19 protein-coding genes, 3 tRNA genes and 1 pseudogene are annotated in these 26,070 nt (G+C 33.9%); 12 read left to right on the forward strand and 11 right to left on the reverse strand.

Annotated features, from left to right (window positions below; all coding sequences use genetic code 11):
- The first annotated feature begins 25 nt into the window (after nucleotides 1-25).
- Both folE and BLW23_RS09560 read left to right on the forward strand, forming a co-directional pair.
- Nucleotides 26-715 (forward strand): GTP cyclohydrolase I FolE, encoded by a 690-nt coding sequence (folE, locus tag BLW23_RS09555; protein ID WP_093669194.1) that lies wholly within the window; start codon nucleotides 26-28, stop codon nucleotides 713-715.
- 245 nt (nucleotides 716-960) lie between these two features.
- Complete coding sequence (locus BLW23_RS09560) at nucleotides 961-1,314, forward strand: nuclear transport factor 2-like protein (protein ID WP_093669196.1); 354 nt, start codon at nucleotides 961-963, stop codon at nucleotides 1,312-1,314.
- A gap of 153 nt (nucleotides 1,315-1,467) precedes the next feature.
- On the opposite strand, the gene BLW23_RS09565 is transcribed toward BLW23_RS09560, so the two are convergent.
- Nucleotides 1,468-2,712, reverse strand: coding sequence for a tetratricopeptide repeat protein (locus BLW23_RS09565; RefSeq protein ID WP_093669400.1), 1,245 nt, complete (start codon nucleotides 2,710-2,712; stop codon nucleotides 1,468-1,470).
- A gap of 13 nt (nucleotides 2,713-2,725) precedes the next feature.
- Nucleotides 2,726-5,236, reverse strand: coding sequence for a DNA gyrase subunit A (gene gyrA / locus BLW23_RS09570; protein WP_093669198.1), 2,511 nt, complete (start codon nucleotides 5,234-5,236; stop codon nucleotides 2,726-2,728).
- Between the two features lie 320 nt (nucleotides 5,237-5,556).
- On the opposite strand from gyrA, the gene BLW23_RS09575 reads away from it, so the two are divergent.
- A complete protein-coding gene (locus BLW23_RS09575) occupies nucleotides 5,557-8,109 on the forward strand; it encodes an ATP-dependent Clp protease ATP-binding subunit (protein WP_093669200.1) in 2,553 nt (850 codons plus the stop codon).
- Nucleotides 8,110-8,146: 37 nt separating this feature from the next.
- On the opposite strand, the gene BLW23_RS09580 is transcribed toward BLW23_RS09575, so the two are convergent.
- Nucleotides 8,147-8,914 (reverse strand): C40 family peptidase, encoded by a 768-nt coding sequence (locus BLW23_RS09580; protein WP_093669202.1) that lies wholly within the window; start codon nucleotides 8,912-8,914, stop codon nucleotides 8,147-8,149.
- A gap of 22 nt (nucleotides 8,915-8,936) precedes the next feature.
- Nucleotides 8,937-10,112: an acetyl-CoA C-acyltransferase gene (locus tag BLW23_RS09585; protein ID WP_093669402.1), complete on the reverse strand. Its 1,176-nt coding sequence runs from the start codon at nucleotides 10,110-10,112 to the stop codon at nucleotides 8,937-8,939.
- 105 nt (nucleotides 10,113-10,217) lie between these two features.
- Here BLW23_RS09585 and BLW23_RS09590 point away from each other — a divergent pair, with 105 nt between their 5' ends.
- The 4 genes from BLW23_RS09590 to BLW23_RS09605 all read left to right on the forward strand — a co-directional run bounded on the left by BLW23_RS09590 (nucleotide 10,218) and on the right by BLW23_RS09605 (nucleotide 12,655).
- Nucleotides 10,218-12,281 (forward strand): HD family phosphohydrolase, encoded by a 2,064-nt coding sequence (locus BLW23_RS09590; RefSeq protein ID WP_093669204.1) that lies wholly within the window; start codon nucleotides 10,218-10,220, stop codon nucleotides 12,279-12,281.
- 95 nt (nucleotides 12,282-12,376) lie between these two features.
- Nucleotides 12,377-12,460: transfer RNA gene (locus tag BLW23_RS09595), tRNA-Ser, on the forward strand.
- Nucleotides 12,461-12,477: 17 nt separating this feature from the next.
- Nucleotides 12,478-12,552, forward strand: a tRNA-Pro gene (locus BLW23_RS09600).
- 29 nt (nucleotides 12,553-12,581) lie between these two features.
- A tRNA-Arg gene (locus BLW23_RS09605) sits at nucleotides 12,582-12,655 on the forward strand.
- A gap of 112 nt (nucleotides 12,656-12,767) precedes the next feature.
- Here the strand turns inward: BLW23_RS09605 and BLW23_RS09610 are convergent.
- The 4 genes and pseudogenes from BLW23_RS09610 to BLW23_RS09625 form a co-directional block, all read right to left on the reverse strand.
- A pseudogene (locus tag BLW23_RS09610) lies at nucleotides 12,768-13,726 on the reverse strand (ISL3 family transposase).
- Nucleotides 13,727-13,745: 19 nt separating this feature from the next.
- On the reverse strand, nucleotides 13,746-14,099 hold the full coding sequence (locus BLW23_RS09615; protein ID WP_093668463.1) for an ISAon1 family transposase N-terminal region protein: 354 nt from the start codon (nucleotides 14,097-14,099) through the stop codon (nucleotides 13,746-13,748).
- Between the two features lie 161 nt (nucleotides 14,100-14,260).
- On the reverse strand, nucleotides 14,261-15,154 hold the full coding sequence (locus BLW23_RS09620; protein WP_143032094.1) for an IS3 family transposase: 894 nt from the start codon (nucleotides 15,152-15,154) through the stop codon (nucleotides 14,261-14,263).
- The gene (locus BLW23_RS09625) at nucleotides 15,139-15,405 is read right to left on the reverse strand and encodes a transposase (RefSeq protein ID WP_093667736.1); all 267 of its coding nucleotides are present in this window, start codon (nucleotides 15,403-15,405) and stop codon (nucleotides 15,139-15,141) included. The genes BLW23_RS09620 and BLW23_RS09625 overlap by 16 nt, the downstream gene beginning before the upstream one ends.
- Before the next feature lie 53 nt (nucleotides 15,406-15,458).
- On the opposite strand from BLW23_RS09625, the gene BLW23_RS09630 reads away from it, so the two are divergent.
- Nucleotides 15,459-16,274 (forward strand): hypothetical protein, encoded by an 816-nt coding sequence (locus BLW23_RS09630; RefSeq protein ID WP_093669206.1) that lies wholly within the window; start codon nucleotides 15,459-15,461, stop codon nucleotides 16,272-16,274.
- Between the two features lie 269 nt (nucleotides 16,275-16,543).
- Here the strand turns inward: BLW23_RS09630 and BLW23_RS09635 are convergent, their stop codons facing one another.
- The 3 genes from BLW23_RS09635 to BLW23_RS09645 form a co-directional block, all read right to left on the reverse strand.
- Nucleotides 16,544-17,812, reverse strand: coding sequence for a S8 family serine peptidase (locus BLW23_RS09635; RefSeq protein ID WP_093669208.1), 1,269 nt, complete (start codon nucleotides 17,810-17,812; stop codon nucleotides 16,544-16,546).
- A gap of 767 nt (nucleotides 17,813-18,579) precedes the next feature.
- Nucleotides 18,580-19,845 carry a S8 family serine peptidase gene (locus BLW23_RS09640; protein ID WP_093669210.1) on the reverse strand — a complete coding sequence of 422 codons (1,266 nt, stop codon included), beginning with the start codon at nucleotides 19,843-19,845 and terminating at the stop codon, nucleotides 18,580-18,582.
- A 561-nt stretch (nucleotides 19,846-20,406) separates the two neighbouring features.
- On the reverse strand, nucleotides 20,407-21,675 hold the full coding sequence (locus BLW23_RS09645) for a S8 family serine peptidase (RefSeq protein ID WP_093669212.1): 1,269 nt from the start codon (nucleotides 21,673-21,675) through the stop codon (nucleotides 20,407-20,409).
- Between the two features lie 580 nt (nucleotides 21,676-22,255).
- Here BLW23_RS09645 and cobW point away from each other — a divergent pair.
- The 4 genes from cobW to cobJ all read left to right on the forward strand — a co-directional run bounded on the left by cobW (nucleotide 22,256) and on the right by cobJ (nucleotide 26,069).
- Entirely contained in the window at nucleotides 22,256-23,341 is a 1,086-nt protein-coding gene (cobW, locus tag BLW23_RS09650) for a cobalamin biosynthesis protein CobW (RefSeq protein ID WP_093669214.1), read from the forward strand.
- A 77-nt stretch (nucleotides 23,342-23,418) separates the two neighbouring features.
- Nucleotides 23,419-24,006: a cob(I)yrinic acid a,c-diamide adenosyltransferase gene (locus BLW23_RS09655; protein WP_093669216.1), complete on the forward strand. Its 588-nt coding sequence runs from the start codon at nucleotides 23,419-23,421 to the stop codon at nucleotides 24,004-24,006.
- Nucleotide 24,007: 1 nt separating this feature from the next.
- Complete coding sequence (cobI, locus tag BLW23_RS09660) at nucleotides 24,008-24,709, forward strand: precorrin-2 C(20)-methyltransferase (protein WP_093669218.1); 702 nt, start codon at nucleotides 24,008-24,010, stop codon at nucleotides 24,707-24,709.
- A complete protein-coding gene (cobJ, locus tag BLW23_RS09665) occupies nucleotides 24,702-26,069 on the forward strand; it encodes a precorrin-3B C(17)-methyltransferase (protein WP_093669220.1) in 1,368 nt (455 codons plus the stop codon). The genes cobI and cobJ overlap by 8 nt, the downstream gene beginning before the upstream one ends.
- Nucleotide 26,070 lies beyond the last annotated feature (1 nt).

Genomic DNA, 26,070 nt, shown 5'->3' on the forward strand with positions numbered 1-26,070 from the left:
CTTTGCAGAATCAATTTTGAAAATTATGTTCGAACTTAATAATAATATGAACGAGGAAAGAATTGACGAAATAGGTGAGAACCATGTAGGAACGTCTGCTGAAACACCAATGAGACCAGATGCTTTTGATATTTCGGATAAAGAAAAAATAGAACGTATACAAGAAAGTGTTAGAGATATTCTTGAAACCTTAGGAATGGATTTAACAGACGATAGTTTAAGTGGTACTCCTAAAAGAGTTGCTAAAGCGTTTGTTAATGAATTGTTCATGGGGTTAAACCCTGCGAATAAACCGAAGGCGTCTACGTTTGATAATAAATATAACTATGGTGAAATGTTAGTAGAGAAGAATATCGTTGTGTATTCTACTTGCGAACATCACTTATTGCCAATTGTGGGAAGAGCTCATGTGGCGTATATTTCAGATGGAAAAGTTATCGGCTTATCTAAAATGAATAGGTTAGTTGATTACTTTGCAAAAAGACCACAGGTACAGGAGCGTTTAACAATGCAAATTGTTCAATCTTTGCAAGAGGCTTTAGGAACTGATGATGTGGCTTGTGTTATTGATGCAAAACATTTATGCGTGAATTCTCGTGGAATAAAAGATATTGAAAGCAGTACTGTTACTGCTGAATTTGGGGGTAAGTTTAAAGAGAAAGATGTTAAAAAAGAATTTCTTGGCTACTTACAAATGGAAACTAATTTTAATTAGTTTTAAAAAGAATGAAGGAAAAAATCAGGCTATACAGCCTGATTTTTTTTTGAAATCTATTCTAGATCAGAACTGATAATGGTTTGTAAATAATTTATTGAGTTATTGTTTTATTTTGAATCCTTTTGCTTGATACAATCGATTTAATACTTATGACTTTTATAAAGTGAAGTTCGTTGGATTTTGTAAGAAGTATGTGTTGTTAACGACATAACTACCAATATAATTAACGGTAATTTTAAAACATGAAAAACCAAATAGAGAATTCACTTTTAGATTTAAAAGAGTTATTAGGTAAAGGACAATTTATTGAAGCAATGGAAAAGTATTTAGCCGATGACGTTGTTTTACAGGAAGCGAATAATGAACCTAAAATAGGAAAGGAAGTTTGTTTACAAGCAGAAAGAGATTTGTTATCTACTGTAACTGAATTTGGTGGATATGAAATAAAAAATATAGTCGTTAATGGAGATATTTCCTATTATGAGGCTATAATGGATTTTACGACCAATGATGGAACAAAACATCACTTTGAGCAAGTAAATCGAACGCAATGGAAAGATGGAAAGATTATCAATGAACGCTATTATCACTCATAATAATTGAATGTTTCATAAGAAAAATACAATTCAGTTTTTTTAAGGTTTATACGTTCCAGCTAAATAGTATGAATTGAAGATTCAAAAGAAAAATAGGTAAAAAAAAACTCGAGTGAAAACTCGAGTTTTTTTTACAATAGAATATTATAATTCTTATTTCATTGATTTGTATAAAGCTCTAAATTCATCAGCCTTATCGCTTATCTCTAAAACTTCATAAAGATTCATTAAAGTCTTAACTGTATCAATATTTCTGTTGATATTATCAGCTTTTTCTAAAAAAGGTAAAGCTTCTTTATAAACTTCCTTTTGCTTTAATGCTAACTCATCATATTTCTTGAAGTTAGAAAGATTCTTGTTCATTTCTTCGACAATCTGCTTGTCTTTATCAAGTACAGAAACTGCTAAGTTCATGTAAGCATCAGCATAATCTGGCTTTAATTCAATAGCTTTTTGGTAATGCTTTTTAGCATCTTCAATTCTTCCTTGGTTATAATTTACAACTCCTAAATTATAATATAATGTAGGATTATCAGGGTCTAAAGAAACCGCTTCGTTCATTAACTCTCCAAACTTATCCATTCTTTTCATCTCAATATACAACTGAGCTTCATTTAAGATAAGGTTTAAATCTTTTGGATTTGATTTACGTGCCTCGGCCATCGCAGCAATAGCTTCTTCATTTTTACCTTGCTCTTTTAAGATTAAAGCAATGTTCTTAACGATAGTAGCCGATTTAGAATCAGTTCTTTTATCAACTGGATTAAGATATTGTTTAGACTTAATCATTAAATCTCTTTGAGATTTTGACCCCAAGTTTTCAACTTTACCAGTTAACTTATTAGTAGCTAAATACTGAGTTTCAATACCAGTATATCCGATTTTTTTTAGCTCGTTATAATAATTTAAAGCCATGTCATAGTCTTTTCCTTGTGTAGCAGCTACGGCTGCATTGTAAGCAAAAGAAGTATCTTTTGGGCTTAATTGATAAGTAAGATAAAAGTTTTCAGCTGCTGCTTTGAAATCTTTACCTTCGTTATATATCTTGATGGCTTTATTAGAAACGTCTTGTATAATTTTGTTTAACACAGGAGCGGCTTCATTAGAATGTCTGGTTTTACCAGTTTTCTTTTCAAAAGCGATTAAGCTATTAAAAGCATCTGCAGCAGTTTTGTAATCTTTCTTTGAAGCGTAAGCTTGACCCTTAAGGAAATAAAATTTAGATTTATACTTATCGTCAGCATTCGCTATTAACTTTTCAGCAGCAGAAATAGAAGAAATGGCTTCATTAAAGTTCTGCTTTTTAATAGCTTTCTCAGCAGCTTTAAGTTCTGCTTTCTGTGCAAAAGCACCCAAAGACGCTACTCCTAAAGAAAGAGCTAAAATCTGTTTTTTCATTATTGTTGTTATTTTATTGTTGTTCTTGATTCTCGTTACTGTCATTTTCAATTTCCATGCCATTTTCATCTATGGTCTCTTCTTCTTCTTCATGCATAACTTTTGCAACGGCTGCAATACTATCGTTATTTTTAATATTTATTAAACGTACACCTTGCGTAGCTCTACCCATTACACGTAAATCCTCAACAGCTAGTCTAATGGTTAGTCCAGATTTATTTATAATCATTAAATCATTAGAGTCATCAACGTTTTTAATAGCGACTAAGTTACCAGTTTTTTCTGAAATGTTCAATGTTTTAACACCTTTACCACCACGATTGGTAATTCTGTAGTCTTCAAGTTTGGAACGTTTACCGTATCCTTTTTCAGAAACTACTAAAATATTACTCTCCATATCATTTACAGAAACCATTCCGATTACTTCGTCATCTTCATGTTGAAGTGTTATTCCTCGCACACCAGAAGCTGTTCTACCCATTGGTCTTGTTTTTTCTTCTTCAAAACGAATGGTTTTACCAGATTTTAAGGCAAGCATAACTTGACTGTCTCCTGAAGTTAGTTTAGCTTCTAGTAACTCATCATTATCTTTAATGGTAATTGCGTTAATTCCATTAGCTCTTGGACGAGAATACTGCTCTAAAGGAGTTTTCTTAACACGTCCTTTTTTGGTAGCCATGATAACAAACTGATTGTTGATGTAGTCTTCATCTTTTAAATCACCAGTTACTAAGAACGCTTTTACCTTATCATCTTGTTCTATATTAATAAGGTTTTGAATTGCTCTACCTTTAGTGTTTTTACCGCCTTCTGGAATCTCAAATACGCGCATCCAGAAAACTTTACCTTTTTGTGTAAAGAACATCATGTATTGATGATTCGTAGCTACGAATAAATGCTCTAAGAAATCTTCATTACGTGTAGTAGCACCTTTTTGACCTCTACCACCACGGTTTTGAACCTTGTACTCGTCTAAGTTAGTACGTTTTAAGTATCCTGCGTTAGAGATTGTAACAACCACTTGAGTGTTTGGAATCATATCCTCAATACGCATATCTCCACCAGCATACTCTATAACAGAACGTCTTTCATCTCCATATTTCTCTTTGATATGAAGTAATTCGTCTTTTATAATGGTATAACGTCTAGGTTCATTAGCTAAAATATCTTTTAAGTCGGCAATAGTTTTTATGATTTCATCATACTCACCTCTTAACTTATCTTGTTCTAGACCTGTTAACTGACGCAAACGCATTTCAACAATAGCTCTTGCTTGAATTTCAGTAAGTTCGAATCGTTCGATTAATTTTTCTCGAGCTTCGTCAGCGTTTGAAGAACCTCTTATTATTTCAATTACTTCGTCGATATTATCAGAAGCAATAATTAGTCCTTCTAAAATATGAGCACGAGCTTCGGCTTTCTTAAGTTCAAACTCTGTTCTACGAACAATTACCTCATGTCTATGCTCAACAAAATAGTGAATTAACTGCTTTAAATTTAATTGTTCAGGACGACCTTTAACTAAAGCAATATTATTAACGCTAAACGATGTTTGAAGTTGTGTATATTTAAACAGTTTATTTAAAACAATATTAGGAACAGCATCACGCTTTAAAATGTAAACAATACGCATTCCTTTTCTGTCAGACTCATCACGAATACTTGCAATTCCATCAAGTTTCTTATCATTCACTAAGTCAGCTGTTTTCTTAATCATTTCAGCCTTATTGACCTGATAAGGAATTTCAGTAACAATAATACACTCTCTGCCCTTAACTTCCTCAATACTAGTTTTAGCACGCATAACAATACGTCCACGTCCTGTATGAAAAGCATCACGAACGCCGTCGTATCCGTATATAATACCACCAGTAGGGAAGTCTGGAGCACTAATGTGCTGCATTAGTTCGTCAATTTCAATATCCCTGTTATCGATATAGGCAATAGTACCATTAATAACTTCAGTTAAGTTATGTGGCGCCATATTTGTTGCCATACCTACAGCAATACCAGAGGCACCATTCACTAATAAATTAGGAATACGTGTTGGTAAAACTGTGGGTTCTTGTAAAGTGTCGTCAAAATTTAATTTATGATCTACAGTGTCTTTTTCAATATCAGATAACATTTCCTCTGATATTTTCTGCATACGTACCTCGGTATAACGCATTGCGGCAGGGCTATCACCATCAACTGAACCAAAATTCCCTTGCCCATCTACCATTAAATAACGTATGTTCCAATCTTGAGCCATACGAACCATAGAATCATATACAGAAGTATCTCCATGTGGGTGATATTTACCCAGTACTTCCCCTACAATTCTCGCCGATTTTTTATAGGCTCCTGTAGCTTTAATTCCTAATTCATGCATTCCAAATAAAACTCTTCTATGTACTGGTTTCATACCATCTCGTACATCAGGTAAAGCCCTCGATACAATCACCGACATTGAATAGTCGATATATGCTGATTTCATTTGTTCTTCAATGTTGATAGGAATCAACTTTTCGCCATCTGCCATATGTTTTCCTTTAAGATGTTAACATTCCGTATCTTACAATAAGAGATTTGTAAAATAAGAAACTCCTTCAAAATTATGTTTAATAAACGATGTGTTTTCTAAATCAGGGCAAGATACAATAATGTCATGTTTTACGCAACGTTTGCTAGTATAGTTTTGTCTTAGTTATCAACAATTTTTAGCACTATATTGTTTTATAAATTGAAATAAAATTCATTTCATAAAGACATATCGTCATGCCTTAGGTATATGGCATCTTTTTTGTATATTTAAAAAAAAATCTAACTAACTTTACAACAAAAGAGACACAAATTAATTTTATGGACGATAATTTTTCACCACAAGTTAGAGATGTGATAACATTTAGTAAAGAAGAAGCCTTACGATTAGGTCACGACTTTATTGGAACGGAGCACTTGCTTTTAGGATTAATAAGAAAAGGAGATGGTAAAGCCATTGAAATCTTAACTACTTTTGATGTGGATTTGGATTTGGTACGTAATAAGTTAGAGAAACTAAACCCGTCATCCCCGTCACTTGGTAATAATCAGAAAAAAAGCTTACATCTAACAAGACAAGCAGAGAAAGCAATAAAAACAACTTTTTTAGAGGCAAAGTTGTATCAAAGCAATGCGATTGATACGGCGCATTTATTATTATGTATTTTACGTAATGAGAATGACCCAACAACAAAGTTGTTACAAAAATATGATATCGATTACGAGCAAGCAAAGGCTCTTTACAAGGAACTTCATGTAGAGGATTATTCAAGTCCGATTGCTGAAACACCTTCTGATGATGAGTTTAGCGATGATAAGTCGAATCCGTTTGGACAACAAACACCAAGAGGAAAACAAAACAAGAAGACTAAAACACCGGTTTTGGATAACTTTGGGCGTGATTTAACAGCGCTTGCCGAAGAGGGAAGGTTAGATCCAGTTGTTGGTCGATTAAAAGAAATTGAGCGTGTTTCTCAAATTTTAAGTCGTCGTAAAAAGAATAACCCAATGCTTATTGGTGAGCCAGGAGTTGGTAAATCTGCAATAGCAGAAGGTTTGGCATTGCGTATTGTAAATAGAAAGGTGTCGAGAATTCTTTTTGATAAGCGAATTGTATCTTTAGATTTAGCAAGTTTGGTTGCTGGAACAAAATACAGAGGGCAGTTTGAAGAGCGTATGAAAGCGTTGATGAATGAACTTGAGAAGAATGAAGATATTATATTATTCATAGATGAAATCCATACAATTGTTGGAGCAGGAGGTGCCACTGGTTCATTAGACGCTTCAAATATGTTGAAACCAGCTTTGGCAAGAGGTGAAATTCAATGTATTGGTGCTACAACACTTGATGAATATAGAACGAATATAGAAAAAGATGGTGCGTTAGAGCGTCGTTTCCAAAAAGTGATAGTAGATCCTACTACCGTTGAAGAAACCGTTCAGATCTTGCATAATATTAAAAGTAAATACGAATCTCATCATCATGTTAATTACACAGATCAAGCAATTGAGGCTTGTGTGAAATTAACCAATCGTTATATGACGGATAGATACCTTCCAGACAAAGCTATTGATGCTTTGGATGAGGCAGGAAGTCGTATTCATATTACAAATATTGTTGTTCCTCAACAAATTTTGGAAATTGAAGCGAAATTAGAAGAAATCAGAGATCGTAAAACTAAGGCTGTAAGCGGACAAAAATATGAAGAGGCAGCGAAGTTACGCGACGATGAGAAGAATTTGGAAATAGCTCTTGAGTCTGCGCAAAATCAATGGGAAGAAGATTCTAAACTTCATAGAGAAATAGTTACAGAAGATAATGTAGCTGAAGTTGTTTCTATGATGACGGGAATACCAGTTAATAGAGTTGCAGAAGCTGAGAGTAATAGATTGGCTGAATTACCAAACATGATTAAAGGAAAAGTTATTGGTCAAGATGAAGCAGTAACTAAGGTGGTAAAAGCAATTCAACGTAATAGAGTTGGACTGAAAGACCCAAATAAACCAATTGGATCTTTTATTTTCTTAGGATCCACTGGGGTTGGAAAAACTCAATTAGCTAAGGTATTAGCGAGAGAATTATTTGATTCAGATGATTCTTTAATAAGAATTGATATGAGTGAATATATGGAGAAGTTCGCTATATCAAGACTAATAGGAGCGCCTCCAGGATACGTTGGATATGAAGAAGGTGGTCAATTAACAGAGAAAGTTAGAAGAAAGCCTTATTCTGTAGTGCTTTTGGATGAAATTGAAAAAGCTCATCCTGACGTGTTTAACATGTTGTTACAAATTTTAGATGATGGACATATTACTGATAGTTTAGGAAGAAAAATAGACTTTAGGAATACGATAATTATTATGACATCAAATATTGGTGTTCGTAAGTTAAAAGATTTTGGAGGAGGAGTTGGATTTGGGACTTCTTCGAAGAAAGATCAGGAAGATGCCCATGCAAAGAGTATTATTGAAGGTGCACTGAAGAAGACGTTTGCTCCTGAATTCTTAAATCGTATTGATGATGTAATTATTTTCAATACTCTTGAACGTGAAGATATTCATAAAATCATTGATATTGAGTTAGAGAAATTATTAGCACGTATTGCTGATTTAGGATATAACTTGACTTTAAGTGAGAAGGCTAAAGATTATATTTCTGATAAAGGGTTTGATAAACAATATGGAGCGAGACCTTTAAAAAGAGCGATTCAGAAGTATATTGAAGATGCCTTAGCAGAAGAAATTGTAAATTCTAAGGTTGATGAAGGAGATTCTATTTTTATGGACTTAGATGACGAAACAAAGCGACTAAGTATTAAAATAGAGAAAGGAGAGAAATCTGAAGAAACTCGAACCGAGATAGACGAAGAATAAATAGAAAAAGCCCGATGAAAATCGGGCTTTTTTATGTTTAAATAAAACGTTTTATAACTCTTAATTTATGCGTGTGTTGATGCGTGTCTATATTATAGATACCACTATGATCTAACTTGTCTATTCTTACTTTGCCATGAGCGTGAATTATATTGTAATCATTCATGATAATCCCTACATGGGTGATCATTCCTTCTTCGTTATCAAAAAAAGCTAAATCACCTGGTTCACTCTCTTCAATAAAACTTAAAACTTCACCTTGAGAGGCCTGTTCTTTGGCGTCTCTTAATAGCTGATAACCACAAAGTTTGTATACAGTTTGCGTAAAGCCAGAACAATCAATACCAAAAGGAGATTTTCCTCCCCATAAATAAGGGACATTTAAAAATAAAAATGCCTTTTCAATAATAGAGCTTTTTGGAAGTTGCTCACCATAAACTTTACCTTCATATGTATAGCTTTGCTCGTGAATCCTTAAATTGTGTTCATTAAAAAAAGGTAGCTGAGCGCCTAAAGGTATTGTGGTGAGGTTATTGGTGTTGTCGGTAATAAAATCAATAAGTTCACCCGCATAATGTTTTTTACTTTTACATAGAGTATGATAGTCTTCTTCTAAAATATCTTTGTATTGTTTATTGTCAATATAGCCCTCATACCCATCAAAAGATAGCTTTATTTTACTCCATTTTTTATCTTTCTCAAGAATAGTAAAATGTTCACCAAAAACAACCTGGTTAACCATTTCTGAAGTGTCCGAAGGGGTTAGTCGTAAAGGGACAATACTAAGGTTACAAATTCCAAACATTAAAATAGGGAGATGATAAATATTAAATTTTTTCTATAACCATTGCACTTGCTCCACCTCCGCCATTGCATATTCCAGCAGCTCCGATCTTAGCATTGTTTTGGTTTAATATAGATGTTAAAGCGATAATTATTCTAGCTCCAGAAACTCCTAATGGATGCCCTAATGAAACGGCTCCACCATTTACATTTACTTTAGTAGCATCTAATCCCAAGATTTTCATGTTGGCTAAACCAACAACAGAAAAAGCTTCGTTTAATTCGAAATAATCAACATCATCAATAGATATTCCCGCTTTATCTAATGCCTTAGGTAAAGCTTTGGCTGGAGCTGTTGTAAACCACTTTGGTTCATGAGCAGCATCAGCGTAACTTTTTATTTTTGCTAGAGGAGTTATACCTAATTCCTTCGCTTTTTCCGATGACATTAAAACTAGGGCAGCACCACCATCATTAATAGTAGAGGCATTTGCAGCAGTTACCGTACCTTCTTTAGTGAAAGCAGGACGTAAAGCTGGAATTTTTTCCATTTTCACATTCTTGTATTCCTCATCTTCACTAAAAATTAAAGGTTCACCTCTTCTTTGCGGAACTTCTACAGGTACTATTTCATCATTAAATTTACCTTCGCTCCAAGCTTTGGCAGATCTATTATATGATTCTATAGCGAAATTATCTTGGTCTTCTCTTGTAAATTCATATTCTGTAGCGCAATCATCGGCACATACACCCATAGCTACTTTGTCATATGCGTCTACAAGTCCATCTCTCTGCATTCCATCTTCCAAGGTAATAGGTCCGAATTTACTTCCATTTCTTGCATGCTGATAGTGAGGTATCATACTCATGTTTTCCATTCCACCAGCTACAACAATATCAGCATCACCTAACGCAATCGTTTGCGCTCCTAACATAATAGATTTCATTCCCGATGCACAAACTTTATTAACGGTTGTACAAGGAGTTGTGTCAGGAATTCCTGCAAACATGGCAGCCTGTCTTGCAGGTGCTTGACCTAATCCAGCAGAAACCACATTTCCCATAAAAACTTCATCAACCAATTCAGGCTTTAAATTAATTTTATCTAAGGCTCCCTTAATGGCAGTAGCACCAAGCTTAGGAGCAGGTATCTTAGATAAAGTACCTAAAAAGCTTCCTATTGGTGTTCTGGCAACCGATGCGATAACTACTTCTTTCATATTTAGATTTTGTATTTGCGTTAAATTAGTCATGCGAAAATAACTATTTTATACCAACTACTCAAATTATACAGAAAGGTTATCTTTACGTTTTAAATCAAAAAAATGAGTCAACTTATAGATAAATTATATAAACACAATGCCATTGTTTATAAGGTATTACTTTTTCTACTAACAGCGGGTTCTATTGTCTATTTATTTCCCAGAGGAGGACAGTTTAAATATGATTTTGCTTTAGGAAAAGCTTGGCAGTATGATAACTTGTATTCCCCTTTTGATTTTGCGATTTATAAAGGTGATGATGAAATTGAAAAGGAAAAAGAGGACTTAACTATTGAAAGTAAAAAATACTTTGCTTTTGATGATGATATTCGACGTGATGTAATAGCTCAATATAAAGAGCAAATTGATAGAGCACCTGCCTCTGATTCCTTAACAGTTAAGGACGTTGAGGAACTTCGCAAGCGTGGCGTTTCCATTGTTAATTTGATTTATCAATATGGGTTTATCAATGAGAGTGCAGTAGAGGCCAATGGTAATAGCAGGGATGAGGTAGTAGTGTTAAGAAAGGGGAATTCTGTAGAGGATATTTTGTTTTCGAAATTGGTGCAATCCGAAGATATATTGCTTGTTATTGATCAAAAAACTCAAGATTTAAGTGAGCACAAGCAGCAACTAATTCTGAATGCTTTGGCTAGTGCCGTTAAACCAAATGTTAGCTTTGATGAAAAGTTTACAAATAAGGAGTTAGAGGAGAAAATAAAAACCATTTCTTATACAAAAGGGATGGTTTCGGAAGGTGAGTTAATTATTGAAAAGGGAGGGATAATTGAAGGTGAACGTTATCATATGTTGAGATCGTATGAACAGGCATCTCAGTCAACTATTTGGTCAAAGTCTAATTATAGCTGGATTTTATCAGGTTATGGAGTGCTGGTCTCGTTAGCCTTATTAATGCTACTCCTATTTTTGATGCGATATCGCCCTGATATTTTTAACAACAACAATAAAGTAACTTTTATCTTCTTTAATGTTTTTGTGATGATTTTAGTCCAAACTCTAGTGGTAAAAGCAAATATCGATTACGTGTATGTAGTTCCTTTAAGTATTTTACCGATTGTATTAAAAGCTTTCTTTGACGCTCGATTAGGATTATTTACGCATGTATTAACCGTACTATTACTTGGATTTATAGTACCGAATAGCTTCGAATTTATCTATCTGCATATAATTGCTGGTATTGTTACTATTTTAACGGTTTCCGAGCTTTATAAAAGGGCAAACCTATTTATTAGTATTGGACAGATTACGTTAATTTATATGATCACGTATTTGGCATTTTCAATAATCAAAGAAGGGAATGCTGATCAGATCAAATGGTTATATTTTGGTCTTTTTGCTGCGAATGGATTGCTTTCGTTTTTGGCAGTATTCTTTATCTATTTTTATGAGAAGTTATTTGGATTGGTCTCTGATGTTACGTTATTGGAACTTTCAAATACAAATTCTAAGCTTTTAAGAGATTTGAATGAGAAAGCCCCAGGAACCTTTCAACATTCAATGCAAGTGGCTAATTTAGCGGAAGCGGCAGCAAATGAAATTGGAGCAAATTCAATGTTAGTTAGAACAGGTGCTTTGTATCATGATATAGGGAAAATGGTAAATCCGATGTATTTTACGGAAAATCAATCCACAGGTGTAAATCCTCATAATGATCTTTCACCAAAAGATAGTGCTCGAATAATTTTGGACCATGTGATCAATGGGATTGAAATTGCCAAGAAAAATAATTTACCAGATAGGATTATAGATTTTATTAGAACTCACCATGGAACGAGTGTTACATATTATTTTTATAAAACGGAATTAGAAAACAATCCGAGTGGAGAAGTAGATATAAAAAAGTTTCAATATCAAGGCCCAATTCCTTTTTCAAAAGAAACAGCTATTTTAATGATGTGTGATGCGGCAGAAGCTGCCTCAAAAAGCATAAAAGAGCCAACGGCTCACAAAATAGACGAACTGATTGATCGCATTATTGAGAAACAAAAAAACGATAATCAGTTCATAAATTCAGATATTACTTTTAGAGAGATAGAAAAAATAAAAAAAATTATTAAGAATAAGTTGATGAATATCTACCACTTACGAGTTGAGTATCCAGATTAGTGAATTTTTTTATTAAAAAAGTTTGTGAGAACGTTTAATAAGTACTAGATTTGCACTCGCAATTTGAGATTCATACATTGAATTTCTAATAGCAAGGAGAGGTGCCAGAGTGGTAATGGAGCAGATTGCTAATCTGTCGACGGGTAACTGTCGCCAGGGTTCGAGTCCCTGTCTCTCCGCAATTAAGATGACTTATCGGGGTGTAGCGTAGCCCGGTCATCGCGCCTCGTTTGGGACGAGGAGGTCGCAGGTTCGAATCCTGCCACCCCGACACTGTTTTCGTAGAAACATAAAAACTACGGGCTCGTAGCTCAGCTGGATAGAGCACCTCCCTTCTAAGGAGGCGGTCATAGGTTCGAATCCTATCGGGCTCACATAAAGCTTCACTTTAATTAGTGAGGCTTTTTTGTTTTTCTAAGAGATTATTCTAATTCTTAAAAGGAATAAAGAATGAGTCTTTTTTTGGATCAAGACTAATAGTTGTGTTTAGGCAAAAATTTGGATTAATCTAAAAAGAAAGAATTCTACGTTTCTTACCCCCCCCTGAACTGCGCTCTAAACGCTTTCACTTTCGCATTAAAAGATTCTGCTGCTGCATTTGTACTTCTGTTGTCAAAATAATTAAGGATGGATTGGTAATTTAAACTAATGGAGTTTGCTACTATATTAAAAGCTTTAAACCCTGAATCTTCAACTTCTTTAAACCATTTAGCAAGTTTTGTATAAGCTACCGCTTTAGTTATTAATCGGTTATTAAATATAGTTCTGAGTTTTTGACATATTACATATGCTTTTCTAATGTCTGGGAATTGTTCAAATAAAATCTGAGCTCTAATCTTTTGTTTAGTTGTCCAGTTTGCTTGCGTCTTATAAAGTAAATAGCGGCTTCTAGCTAAAAGCTGTTTTAAAGTATCTCCGTTACTAAAAGTTATAGGGGTATATGTATTGTTATTGTTTTTAGCATCTTTTATATCATTGTTTTCCTGATCTATTGCTTCCCAACGATGTTTTATGCGTATATCTTGTAAAGCATCTAAAGCCAATTTTTGCACATGAAATCTATCGGTAACCTGCGTGGCTTTAGGAAAGCATGTTTTAGCTATTAGTTTCATGGTATTGGCCATGTCTAAAGTGATTTCCTTAACCTTATTTCGTTTGGAGTTTGGAATTTTAAGGAGCTTACCACTAACGTCTTCAGCTTTGGTTCCAGCAATAATAGCTACAATACTTCCTGCTTTCCCTTTCGCTTTTTTATTAGTAACAATAGTATAAAGCTCTCCTTTAGATAAAGCAACTTCATCAATAGAAAGCTGTTTTCCTATATTTTCAGGAAATAGTAACCAATCTTTAGCATGTGACTTCTCTTTCCACTGTTTAAAATCACTTAAATAATCTTTAAACTGACGTTGTAATTTTTTACCATTGAGCCCGTAAAAACCTGCTATAGTATGACAGTCATTCGCTTTAGTACTGACTAAGTGCTTTTAAAAAAACAGCAAACTCAACGGTCATGCGAGTTCCCTGTGCTACTAAATCCCAATCTCTTTGTACTACTTGTTGAGTTTCTTTATTTAGCCATCTGCGACGTTTAATATGAAGTAATACTGTTTTACCTCTCAAGGGAAAGTCTTCAATAGTGGTTTCTTTATGAAAACCATGAGATATAATTAACCCTTTTGAAAACTCATCTGGAATAGCTTTCTTTTCTTCAAAATAAAGATGTAAATCTTTCCCTTGTACTTTATGAGTTGTTAAATTAAAATGTGTGATTAATAACTCAGGGAGTATAAATTTTAAAACATCTAATGATAAATCCAAATCTCTCTTTTTTGCAAAAATCAACATTTAATATTAATTCACACACAACTTTTGTGACTGATCCCTTTTTTTATCGAAAAATGTTGTTATAAAAAATATATAAATAATTTAAAACCTATGAAAAAAGTATTTTTATTAGTATGTGTGTAGCCTTTCCTTTTTTAGGACACCTCTAAATTCGACAAATAATTATTATTAAGGTCAGATTTGATGAAGAATTTAAATTCTTCATCAAATCTGGGCATAAACTCTTTAGGTGACTTGTATCCCAAAGATTTATGCGGATGATTAAAATTATAGTCTTCTCTCCAGTTATCACTTATCTTTTGAAGTTGATAAGTGTCATTAAAATAATAAGCACTTAATATATCCTCTCTAAAGAAGCGATTGAATCGTTCTATATAGCCATTCTGCATAGGTTTACCGGGTTGTGTATATTTAATTTCTATAAAATTCTTTTTGCACCAGTTGACAAAAATCTTGGAAATAAACTCTGGACCATTATCACATCTCACATACTTAGGTACTCCTATTTCTTCTTTTAGGCATTCCAGTGTTTCGATAACGGCTCTTGCTGGATATGAAAGACCAGCATTTATAGCCAGTGCTTCACGATTGCAATCGTCAATAACATTGAACACACGCACCTTTCTACCGTCAATAAGTGCATCACTCATGAAATCCATGCTCCAACATTCATTGAGTTTTGAAGGTCTTTCCAAAGGTTGTTTTACACGTTTAACCAAACGCTTTTTGTGCTTACGTCTTAAACTGAGTTTCATCTCACGATACACTCGTAACACTCGTTTCCTATTCCATATTAAGCCTTCACGACGGATCTTATGATAATACTCATCAAAACCTCTTGTAGGGTACGATTCAGAAAGTTCGGTTAACTTATCAATAACCTCGCTATCATCTTTTTTACTCTGGTAATACCAAATCGATCTACTAAGGCCTACAACTTTGCAGGCATGGACTATAGAAATCACATACGCTTTGATGAGATACTTTACACGAACTCTTTTGTCGGAAGGCTTTAGAACTTTTTTGATAGTACGTCTTTTAGCATTTTGACATCCAAACTTACATCTGCATACATTTGCTTGAGCCTATTATTCTCTTCCTCTAACTCTTTTAAACGTTTTAGTTGCTGTTGTTCCATACCTCCATACTTTTTTCGCCAGTAATAAAAAGTACTTTTATCGATTCCTAATTCTCTTGATAAATCACCTACAGACCTACCTTGTTCATTTTCCTTGAGAGCCTTGATTATCTGACTCTCGCTAAACTTGCTGATTTTCATTGTGACAGTTTGAGTTTAAAGTTAGTAAATTCGAATTTTAAACTGTCCTGGTTTTGGGGAAGGCTACATGTGTTGTAATACTAATTATCTCGTGTTCCTCTGAAAATATTGAACTTATTGAAAATTATTCGCGTAATTTAATTAGAACTGAGCAGAAAATATTTGAAAATGATGAATTATCGGAAAGGATTGTCACCGAATTTAGCAGTAATAAACCAATAAAATCATCATTTTATGATGAGGATAATGTACTCACATATATTCATGAATGGAATTATTCCAATGGTGATCTCTTGCTCTCTGAAAAAGGATATTTACCAAATGGAGTTGTAGATTATGAGAAGAATATTAATTATGATAATGCCAATCGTGTAAGAGAAACTAAAAGAACAAGAGATAATAATATTACTAGTACAAGTTTCATTTATAACAATGACAATACTGTTGTAAGTGAAACGAATGTAAATGGAAATATTTCGACAAAGGTTTTCGAAATTGGTAGTAGAGGAGTTATTAATAAAGAAATTGTTAATAATAATGTGAGAGTGTCAGTGGAATACGATGACGATTTTAATGTAATTAGTTTAACTTCATTTTTAACAACTTATAATTATTTATATCAAGAAAGTGGTGCTTTTCCATTTTCTTATACGAGTGTTTATGGAGATAACTTATTAAACGCTGTTTTAATTAGTAATTCCTTAGCGGATTCAGCCGGAATTCTCGGTAATAAGTTGATTTCTAAAATTGCTTCACATTCCTCTGAAATTGAATATTTGTATACGTTAAATGAATTTAATCTACCTATAACAAGACAATATTATTCCAACGGAGAATTGTTCGGTGAGTTATATTTTACCTATGAATAGGACTATTCGTGTAAAGTTATAGTTGTTTACTTTGATTAGGTACATTTGGACGTGTTTTTAGAATCTATTACTAGGTGTTTTTAACTGGTTTTAAAAAGTTAGGAAGCAATTAAAAGGAATAAAAAGAGTTCAATAACGAATTGTCCTTTTTATGATATTCTGAATTATTGTTTAGTAGAAAGTTTAATCTTTAGAATAAGAAAATAAGCGTTAAAAAAAGCCACTCGTATTTACGAGTGGCTTTACATTTCATCAAGATTAGAATCGTCTTATCTTACCGCAATAGGGTAGCTTTCACCTCTATTGAATACAGAACCTGACGATCTTGGTCCACTTCCTCTAGCATGCATAATTCCAGCAACGTGTGGAGCTGCCATAGAAGTACCGCTTAAAGTAGCATACCCACCGTTTAAGTAAGTACTATAAACGCTACTTCCAGTTGCTATAAAATCAACAGGATTCATGTTGTAGTTAGAGAATGAAGAGAAACCACGACTACAAGTCATTGAAGCAACAGTGTAAATTCTACTTCCGTTAATACATGCAGGATCATATAAAGCAGCATTTGCACTACTATTTCCTGCAGCAATAGATACGTATGTTCCTCCGTTAGATAAAGCGTTTAACGCGCTTCTATAAGATGAACTACTAGAACATCCAGAACCATGGTATCCGCCTAAACTTAAGTTAGCTACATCTCCAGCGATGTCGTATCTACCAACATGGTTGATACCAGCAAGAATAGTAGAAGTACTACTCCCACCGCTACATCCAAAAACTCTTACAGGAACTACAGATGCACCTGCAGAAACCCCAACAACACCAACACTATTGTTTTTAGCAGCAGCAGTACCTGCTACGTGTGTTCCATGTCCGTTACAGTCGTTAGCAGAACCACCAACAAAAGATTTAGCATAAGTAGAGCTTGTTACAACATTTAAATCTGGATGGTCTAAATCGATTCCACTATCGATAACCCAAACCCAAGTGTTTTTAGAGGCTCCATTGGCAAAACCACCTGCGTTGTTAATTCCACAAGGAGTTGTTTGTGGAGCTCTTTGAGCATCACCTAAAGTAGTAACGTTTTCCACTTCAAACTTTGGAAGCTCAACTCTTCTATCGAATTCGATAGATTCTACATTCTCGTCTTTAGCTATTTTATCAAATTCCGCATCGCTTAATTTGATAGCCATTCCAGAGATTTTAGTGGTGTAATAATTTAATACTTTTGATCTGTCAACATTGTTGTCGGCAAGAATAGCATTAATTTGTTTGATAGAAGTTTCAGTAATTCTATCTACTGAAGCTGCTTTCGATTTTCGATCGGTAAATACGGATTTACCTAATTGTTTCGCAGCAGAAGCGATTTTTGATTCTTTGAAAACAACGATATACTGACCTGGAATGATGTTTTTGTCATCAATTGCCGTGGTAATGTCAGATTGTAAATTGTCTTGTGAAGAATTTTCGTTTTGACATGAAGTCATAACTAGCGCCATCAATGTAGCGCAAAAAATGAATTTAGTTACATTTTTCATTGTTAGAAGGGTTTTTAATTTGGAGCAAATATTAGAAATAATCGCAACATAAAAAAACACTATCAAAACATATAACTCTTTGTTTTGTAGTGTTGTAGGTTGTGTTTTTTTTACCCTTTTTTTATGTTTAAGCAACTGGGTTGCTATACCGAAAATAAAGAGAATATCCTTGCTCGTGTGGAAAATTCTCTTTCCATGAGGTGTAAGAAAAATCAGGGTAAAAGGGGGACATTTTTGGATGGCTTTTTTAACTGAAATTAACTTTTCTTTAACTTTTTAACGGTTTTTTATTGACCTGTTGAAATGTTTAAAATATATGTTTCATTGTTGAATTTGTTGAAAATATACTTTTAAAAAAATATTTATTTAATAATTTAACTAAATAATTAGCAATATTTAAAACAAGTGGTTTTAAACTTTTTGATAAAATTTGTAATGGAAAAAACGTTAAAAACATAAAGTTTTATTTTAATTGCGGGGCGATAGTCTAAGGGTTAATTCGTCGAGGTTTGCCTCGAAATATAAATTATGAATCCAACGGATACCCGGTATGCTTGCATCGGGGCAGTATAATTTAGAAGAAAACAGTTGTCATTTTAAATGGATAACTACAAATGATAATATGTTCTATTATTTCCTTTATGTTCTTTATTTAAGAAGGCTAATCCAGTTAAAGATCTTACAGAAATGAAAGAAGCCTATTTTACATATTTGGATATAAAAAAACCGCTCATCGAGCGGTTTTATAATCTTTATAGATTTAAAATTTATCTTACAGCAATAGGGTAGTTTTCACCTCTATGTCTTACAGAACCAGAGAATCTTGGTCCACTTCCTCTAGCATGCATAATTCCAGCAACGTGAGGAGCTGCCATTGAAGTACCACTTAAAGTAGCATATCCACCGTTTAAGTAAGTACTGTTAACGCTACTACCAGTCGCTATACAGTCAATAGGATTCATGTTGTAATTAGAGAAAGAAGAGAAACCACGACTACAAGTCATTGAAGCAACAGTGTAAATTCTACTTCCGTTAATACAAGCAGGAGCATAGTAGGCAGCATTTGCTGTACTGTTACCTGCAGCAAGAGAAACATAGGTTCCTCCGTTAGATAAAGCAGTTAAAGCACTTCTGTAAGCAGAGCTTGTTGAACATCCTGAACCATGGTAACCACCTAAACTTAAGTTAGCAACATCACCAGCAATATCATATCTACCAACATGATTAATACCAGCAAGAATTCCTGAAGAACTACCGCTACCATTACAACCTAAAACTTTTACAGGAACTACTGGAGCTCCGGCAGAAACACCTACGACTCCGATGCTGTTGTTTTTTGCAGCAGCTGTTCCGGCTACATGTGTACCATGTCCATTACAATCGTTGGCAGAACCACCAGCAAAAGATCTAGCATAAGTAGAGTTTGTAACAACATTTAAATCTGGGTGATCTAAATCGATTCCAGTATCAATAACCCAAACCCACGTATTACCAGATGCATTCGTGTAACCACCTGCACGGTTAATTCCACATGGAGTTGTTTGAGGGGCTCTGCGAGCTTCATTTTCTGTTGTAACAGCCTCCACTTCAAAATCAGGAATCGTAACGATTCTGTCGAAATCAATAGCTTCAACATTTTCATCTTTAGCTAACTTGTTAAATTCCTCATCGGTTAATTTAACAGCCATTCCAGAAATTTTTGTGGTGTAATAATTTAGTACTTTCGATCTATCAACATTATTGTCGGCTAGAATCGAATTAATTTTTTTGATAGATACTTCGGTAATTCTATCAACTGAAGCTGCTTTTGATTTTCTGTCAGTAAAGACGGATTTACCTAACTGTTTAGCAGCTGAAGCGATCTTTGATTCTTTGAAAAGAACAATGTATTGACCAGGTATGATGTTTTTGTCATCAGCTGCCGTGGTCACGTTCGATTGCATGTTCTCATTTGAAGAATTTTCGTTTTGACATGATGTCATAACTAGCGCCATTAATGAAGCGCAAAAAATGAATTTAGTTACATTTTTCATTGTTAGAAGGGTTTTTAATTTGGAGTAAAATTAGAAATAATTGGAATATAAAAAAAAGTAGGTTTTTGCATAATTTACTGTTTAGTAGAGTTTTATTTAGTTGTTTTGCCTTCTGTTTTATGTTTAAATGCAACTTAGTGGTTCTAGTGATTTTAACAGCGATTACTCTACTTATAGTGATAATTATGTAAATAAAAATAACTTAAAAAGTAATTAGAATTTCGTGGAGTTTTGTGTTAATTTCGTTAACTTAAATTAACATTTCTTTAACTTAATATAAGTGTTATGTTGAACGAATGGTTTGTTAAAATTGGTATATTTATTGTTAAATCACCTGTAAATCAACTCTAAAATATTGTTTTGTTTAATAAATTAACAAAATAATTGATTGATTTTTAAAGTAATGTGTTGGTGAATATTTTAGAGAAAACAAATATTTTATATATAAAAACATCTGTATTTTACTTTTAAAAAAGAGGAATGTGTTGATGGTTACATGCAAAAATGAAAAAACCACTTGTCATTATAACAAGCAGTTTTCCATTGATAATTAGTTAGTTCTTATTTAACGGCAACCGGATAATATTCTCCACGATTGTAAACATTACCTCCTGTATTAGGAGCTCCTCCTTTCGCGTGCATTATTCCAGCAACATGAGGAGCAGCCATTGAGGTTCCTCCTAAGGTTGCATAACCTCCATTTAAATAAGTGCTATAAACGTTACTACCAGTGGCAATAAAGTCAATAGGGTTCATGTTGTAATTTGAGAATGAAGAAAAGCTACCGTTACAAGTCATAGAAGCGATAGTAAAAATGTTTGGTCCATTAACACAAGCAGGCTCAAAATAAGAAGCATCTGCACTATCATTACCCGCAGCAATAGAAACATAAGCACCTCCTTGTCCTAAATTTAATAAAGAATTTCTATAAGAAGAATAACTTCCACATCCCCAACCGAAGTAACCACCTAAGCTTAGGTTTACAACATCTCCAGCGATAAAGTATTGTCCAACATGATTAATTCCTGCTAAAATACCAGAGGTACTACCACGGTTACTACAATTTAATACTTTTACTGGTACAACAGGAGCACCGGCTGATACGCCAACAACTCCAAACCCATTATCAATAGCTGCCGCGGTTCCAGCGACATGAGTTCCATGACCATGACAGTCGTTAGGAGTATTGTCTATAAAAGACTTCGCATAAGTACTGTTTGTTACCACATTTAAATCCGGATGATCAAGGTCGATACCACTATCTACAATCCAAATCCATTCACTTTTTCCAGATCCATTAGATGAACCTCCAGCATTGTTAATTCCACAAGGAGTAACCTGAGACATTCTTTGAGCACTCTTCCGTGTAGTTAGATTTTCAACTTCTATTTCAGGAATTTCAACAATTCTGTCAAATTCAATTACTTCTACGTTATCATCTTTGAGTAAACGATCAAATTCAGGATCCGTTAAACGAATAGCAACACCCGAAATTTCTGTAGTGTAATAATTAAGAACCTTCGATTTATCAATGTTATTATCTGATAAAATGTCGTTGATTTTAGTAATAGATGTTTTTGATATACCTGCGACTGATTGAGCTTTTGCCTTTCTGCTGGTAAAAGAAGACTTAGCAAGTTGTTTTGATGCAGGAAAAATCCTACTGTCCTTAAATACTACGATGTACTGATAAGGAATAATGTTTTTGTCATCAACAGCAGTTGCTGTATCAGGTTGTAGGTTGTCATTTGAAGGGTTTTCATTTTGACACGACGTACATAATAGGGCTATTAACGAAGCGCCTAAAATAATTTCTTTTAAATTTTTCATTGATTTAAAAATATAGTTATTTAATTGTTTGAGGCAAAGCTTCGATTACAGTTGGTTTTTCACATTGGTAAAATTAGGAGTTTCCATCACAAAAAAAATAATTAGTTTTTTTGTAAGTGCTTAATGTTTAATGTTTTTTGATGTTTCGAAGTGGTTAAATAGAAGGTAAAAGCAACTTTGTTGCATTGTTGTTTTTCAGTTAGTTAGCCTTAAAATATAATTGTTTTTTATAATCATAGAGAACGATGAATGGAAGTAGTTTTAGACTTGTGATTTTTGCATAAACTATCTTGTTTTACATCTAAAAAGCATCGTTGTTTCTTGTGAATTTGCAAAAAGCGCAGCTGTTTTTTTATTGATTTTATACTCTGTAGAGCTATTAGAAGCTATTTGTGGTAAATTAAAACATAGTAAGTTAAGCTCAATTATGTCATTTATTGATCTTATTTTTGACTAGTGATATTCGGGTTGTAATTGAAATAGTTTCCTAAGAAAATGATATCATTTCAAATTTAAAAAATCTGATTTGGATGTTAATAAATCCTTATGATTATAATACCTTTGAATCAAAACTATTATTATGATTACTACTTCTAAAAAAATACCAGTAACTATTATTACTGGGTTTCTTGGGTCTGGTAAAACAACCTTAATTCATCAGCTTGCTAAAAACGCTAATGGTAGACGATTAGCTATTATTGTAAATGAGTTCGGAGAACTAGGAATGGATGGAGAAATATTAAAAGGAAATGATTGTGGATGCGATGAAGAGAATATTTTGGAGTTGAGTAATGGATGTCTGTGCTGCACGGTTCAAGAAGAATTTTTACCAACAATGCTTCAATTAATGGAGCGTAAAGATCAAATTGATCATATAATTATTGAAACTTCAGGCTTGGCTTTACCAAAACCATTAGTAAGAGCTTTTAATTGGCCAGATTTGAAGCCTCAGATTACTGTAGACGCGGTTGTAACAGCAGTGGATTGTGTAGGGCAAGCGACTGGCGAAATATGCGATAGAGAGAAAGTTCAAGCACAGCGATTAGCGGATGATAGTTTAGATCATGAGTCGTCGATAGAAGAATTGTTCGAAGACCAATTATCATGTGCCGACCTTATTATCATGACAAAATCAGACTTAGTTGATAAAGTTAAATATGAGGAAGTTAGTGGTGTTATTCAGAAAAAGGTTGGATCAAATATTAAATTAATTTCAGCAGTAAAAGGTGATATTCCAGTTGATGTATTGTTAGGTTTAGATTCGAAATCAGAAGATTTTATCGAAAAAAAACACTCACATCATGAAGCCCACCATCACCACCATGACCATGACCACGACCATGATCACCACGATCACGATCATGACGAGACGATAAACTCATTAGTAATAGAGGTGAAAGTTCCGCATGAACCAAAACAATTGGTAAAGGTATTAGAAGAATTGGTAGGCGAGTTTGAAATCTATAGAATTAAAGGAATTATTAATGTACCAAATAAGCCTATGCGTATGATTGTGCAAGGCGTGGCTTCTCGATTTGAGAATTATTTTGATAGACCCTGGAAAGAAGGAGAGTTTAGAGCGACCCGTTTGGTGATTATAGGGGAAGAACTAGAAGAGAAATCAATATTAGAGGCAATAGAAAGTAGATTGTCAGTTACAGCTTAACCAAGGGGTTTTAACCCCTCGTAATAGGAGGAGGGTTAAATAGTCAACATAATCTTCGTAAAAGACACAACGAACAAATGAAAATATATACAAGAAAAGGAGACACTGGAAAAACAGGAGTTTTCGGAGGAAAGCGTGAGTATAAGAATTCAGCCCGAATTGAGTGTATTGGAACTTTAGATGAAGTAAATTCTACAATTGGTTTGTTAAGAGCCAAACTTGGTCCTGATCACGAGTGGCAAACAAACTTGCATCGCATTCAAAAAGATATGATGGATATGATGTCGCATTTAGCACGACCTTCTGATTCGAAAAAAATAAACCCCAATCCCAAACCAATTGACGGAGCCTCTTTTTGTGAAGAATGGTTAGATGAATTAGAGGCAGGCATAAGCTCACCTTCTGATTATTTTATATTACCAGGTGGAAATGAAATTTCGGCTTTATGTCACGTTTGTCGAACTCAAATAAGAAGAGGAGAACGTAGTTTAGTTACTTTGATGTTAGAAGATTTAGAAAGTGTCGATGAATATATAATGGCCTATGTAAATAGATTGTCTGATTTGTTTTTTACTATGTCAAGAGCCGAAATGGATAAAGAAGGAGTAGCAGAAGAAAAGTGGCAGTTGTTTTTATACAAACGTAAAAAGAAGAAGGCAGAATAGTATGGTATATGGAGTGGCTTTAGGTCCTGGAGATCCTGAATTACTAACTATAAAAGCATTGAGAGTTTTACAAGAAAGTGACGTCATTTTTTATCCTGGATCATCTTTTCAAGGAAAAAAAAAGAGTTATTTGTTCCCATTGTTATCATATCATAATCTAGAAAATAAAGACCTGAGAGGGTTTTATCTAGATATGTCTGACGACAGAACTCGAGCAAAAGAAGTTTACCATATAGTAGCTACAGAAATTAAAGAACTTGTAAATGCAGGTAAAAAAGTTAGTGTGGTTTGTGAAGGAGACATAAGCTTATATGCTTCATTTTCTTATATTCTTAATCATTTAAAAAAAATAGATGTATCTGTTGAGCTAATTCCAGGCATAAATTCGTTCAGCTTAGGAGCGGCGAAACACCAAATACCTTTAAGCTTATTAAATGATAAAATATTAATTGTACCGAGAATAAAATCAATGGAAGAAATTACAAAGTATTTTCGTCAGGTTGATACTTTGGTGTTAATGAAAGTGAAGACTAGCTGGAAATACTTTTACAAGGAATTATCAGAACAAAATTGGAACTTTTATTATTGTGAACGTTTAGGGACGAATGAAGAATATATCACTACTGATTTAGAAAAAATATCATCTAGAGAAATTCCTTATTTCTCTTTATTAATAATAAAAAAGAATCATATACATGATTAAAGTTGTGGGGTTAGGACCCGGACATGAAAAATATATTATTCCGATGGCATCGGAAGCAGTATCAAAAGCAACTGTGATTATTGGGTATCACTATTACTTTCAATTCATTGAACATTTAATAGATCCGAATGCTGTTTGCATTGGAAAAGAGTTAAGTGAAGAGGAAAAGAGAGCTGATATTGCTATTGAATATGCCTTAAAAGGAGAAAATGTAGTAGTTATTGGTTCTGGAGATGCCAGTATTTATGCTATGGCGTCAATTGTTTACCAAAAAGTGGCAGAACAAGAGTTATCTATTGAAGTCGAAACAGCTCCAGGGATTTCAGCTTTTATAACTGCTGGAAGTAAATTGGGAGCAATTTTAGGACATGATTTTTGCTGCATTTCCTTATCCGATTTAATGACTCCATGGACAACTATTGAGAAAAGGATTATTGCCGCAGCGAAAGGAGATTTCGTTACAGGGCTTTACAACCCAAAAAGTAAAAAGCGCTATTGGCAGTTGCAAGCACTAAAGAACATATATTTAGAATATCGTCCAGAGAATACACCGGTAGCTATTTGCAAGCAGCTAGGTAGAAAAGAGGAGGCTATTACCTTAACAACATTGTCTGAATTAGATGTTGAAGAAGTAGATATGTTTAGTGTTGTATTGATTGGAAACAGTCAAACCTTTAGATATAGAAATCACTTGATTACACCAAGAGGTTATTTAAATAGAAAGCCCGAAACTGGACAAGAAATTCAGGATGCTAGCTTTAAGGAAATAGTTGAAAACCTTCCTGAAAACAGCTTTGAAAAAGATCATTTGTGGGCAGCGATTCGTTGTATTCATACGTCTGGAGATTTTGAATATTTAAACTATTTAGAAACTTCTGACTTCGCAATTGCTAAATGGAGTGATTACTTAAAAAATGGAGGTGTTATTGTTACTGATGTTACTATGGTAAAGGCAGGTATTACTCGTGCTTTTACGGGAAAATATAATAATGAGGTTGTTTGCATGTTAAATGACAAGGAAACATTAGAATTAGCAGCAAAAGAAGGGTTGACTCGTTCTCAAGCGGGAATTAAGCTCGCCGCGCAAAAATATCCAGAAGCCTTGTTTGTAATTGGAAATGCTCCAACAGCTTTAATTGAGATTGTAGATCAAATCCATGCAGGAAAAATTAGTCCAGCTGGCGTAGTAGGTGCGCCTGTAGGATTTATTAATGTAATTGAATCTAAAGAGCGTTTAAAAATGGTTAAAAACACACCTTATGCGCTAATTACCGAACGTAGGGGAGGAAGTAATTTTGCTGCAGCAATTGTGAATGCGGCTTTTACATTTGATGAACTTTCAAAATTAGAATTAGCGTAAG

This window comes from Tenacibaculum sp. MAR_2009_124, from assembly GCF_900105455.1.
Taxonomy (GTDB): domain Bacteria; phylum Bacteroidota; class Bacteroidia; order Flavobacteriales; family Flavobacteriaceae; genus Polaribacter.

Bases quoted from the DNA above. Each gene is read 5' to 3' on its own strand.
- BLW23_RS09565 (WP_093669400.1), bottom strand. From the start codon at position 2,712: ATGAAAAAACAGATTTTAGCTCTTTCTTTAGGAGTAGCGTCTTTGGGT.
- BLW23_RS09585 (WP_093669402.1), bottom strand. From the start codon at position 10,112: ATGAAAGAAGTAGTTATCGCATCGGTTGCCAGAACACCAATAGGAAGC.
- cobJ (WP_093669220.1), top strand. From the start codon at position 24,702: ATGATTAAAGTTGTGGGGTTAGGACCCGGACATGAAAAATATATTATT.
- BLW23_RS09635 (WP_093669208.1), bottom strand. From the start codon at position 17,812: ATGAAAAATGTAACTAAATTCATTTTTTGCGCTACATTGATGGCGCTA.
- BLW23_RS09560 (WP_093669196.1), top strand. From the start codon at position 961: ATGAAAAACCAAATAGAGAATTCACTTTTAGATTTAAAAGAGTTATTA.
- BLW23_RS09640 (WP_093669210.1), bottom strand. From the start codon at position 19,845: ATGAAAAATGTAACTAAATTCATTTTTTGCGCTTCATTAATGGCGCTA.
- folE (WP_093669194.1), top strand. From the start codon at position 26: ATGTTCGAACTTAATAATAATATGAACGAGGAAAGAATTGACGAAATA.
- cobI (WP_093669218.1), top strand. From the start codon at position 24,008: ATGGTATATGGAGTGGCTTTAGGTCCTGGAGATCCTGAATTACTAACT.
- BLW23_RS09645 (WP_093669212.1), bottom strand. From the start codon at position 21,675: ATGAAAAATTTAAAAGAAATTATTTTAGGCGCTTCGTTAATAGCCCTA.
- BLW23_RS09590 (WP_093669204.1), top strand. From the start codon at position 10,218: ATGAGTCAACTTATAGATAAATTATATAAACACAATGCCATTGTTTAT.
- gyrA (WP_093669198.1), bottom strand. From the start codon at position 5,236: ATGGCAGATGGCGAAAAGTTGATTCCTATCAACATTGAAGAACAAATG.
- cobW (WP_093669214.1), top strand. From the start codon at position 22,256: ATGATTACTACTTCTAAAAAAATACCAGTAACTATTATTACTGGGTTT.
- BLW23_RS09655 (WP_093669216.1), top strand. From the start codon at position 23,419: ATGAAAATATATACAAGAAAAGGAGACACTGGAAAAACAGGAGTTTTC.
- BLW23_RS09575 (WP_093669200.1), top strand. From the start codon at position 5,557: ATGGACGATAATTTTTCACCACAAGTTAGAGATGTGATAACATTTAGT.
- BLW23_RS09625 (WP_093667736.1), bottom strand. From the start codon at position 15,405: ATGAAAATCAGCAAGTTTAGCGAGAGTCAGATAATCAAGGCTCTCAAG.
- BLW23_RS09580 (WP_093669202.1), bottom strand. From the start codon at position 8,914: ATGTTTGGAATTTGTAACCTTAGTATTGTCCCTTTACGACTAACCCCT.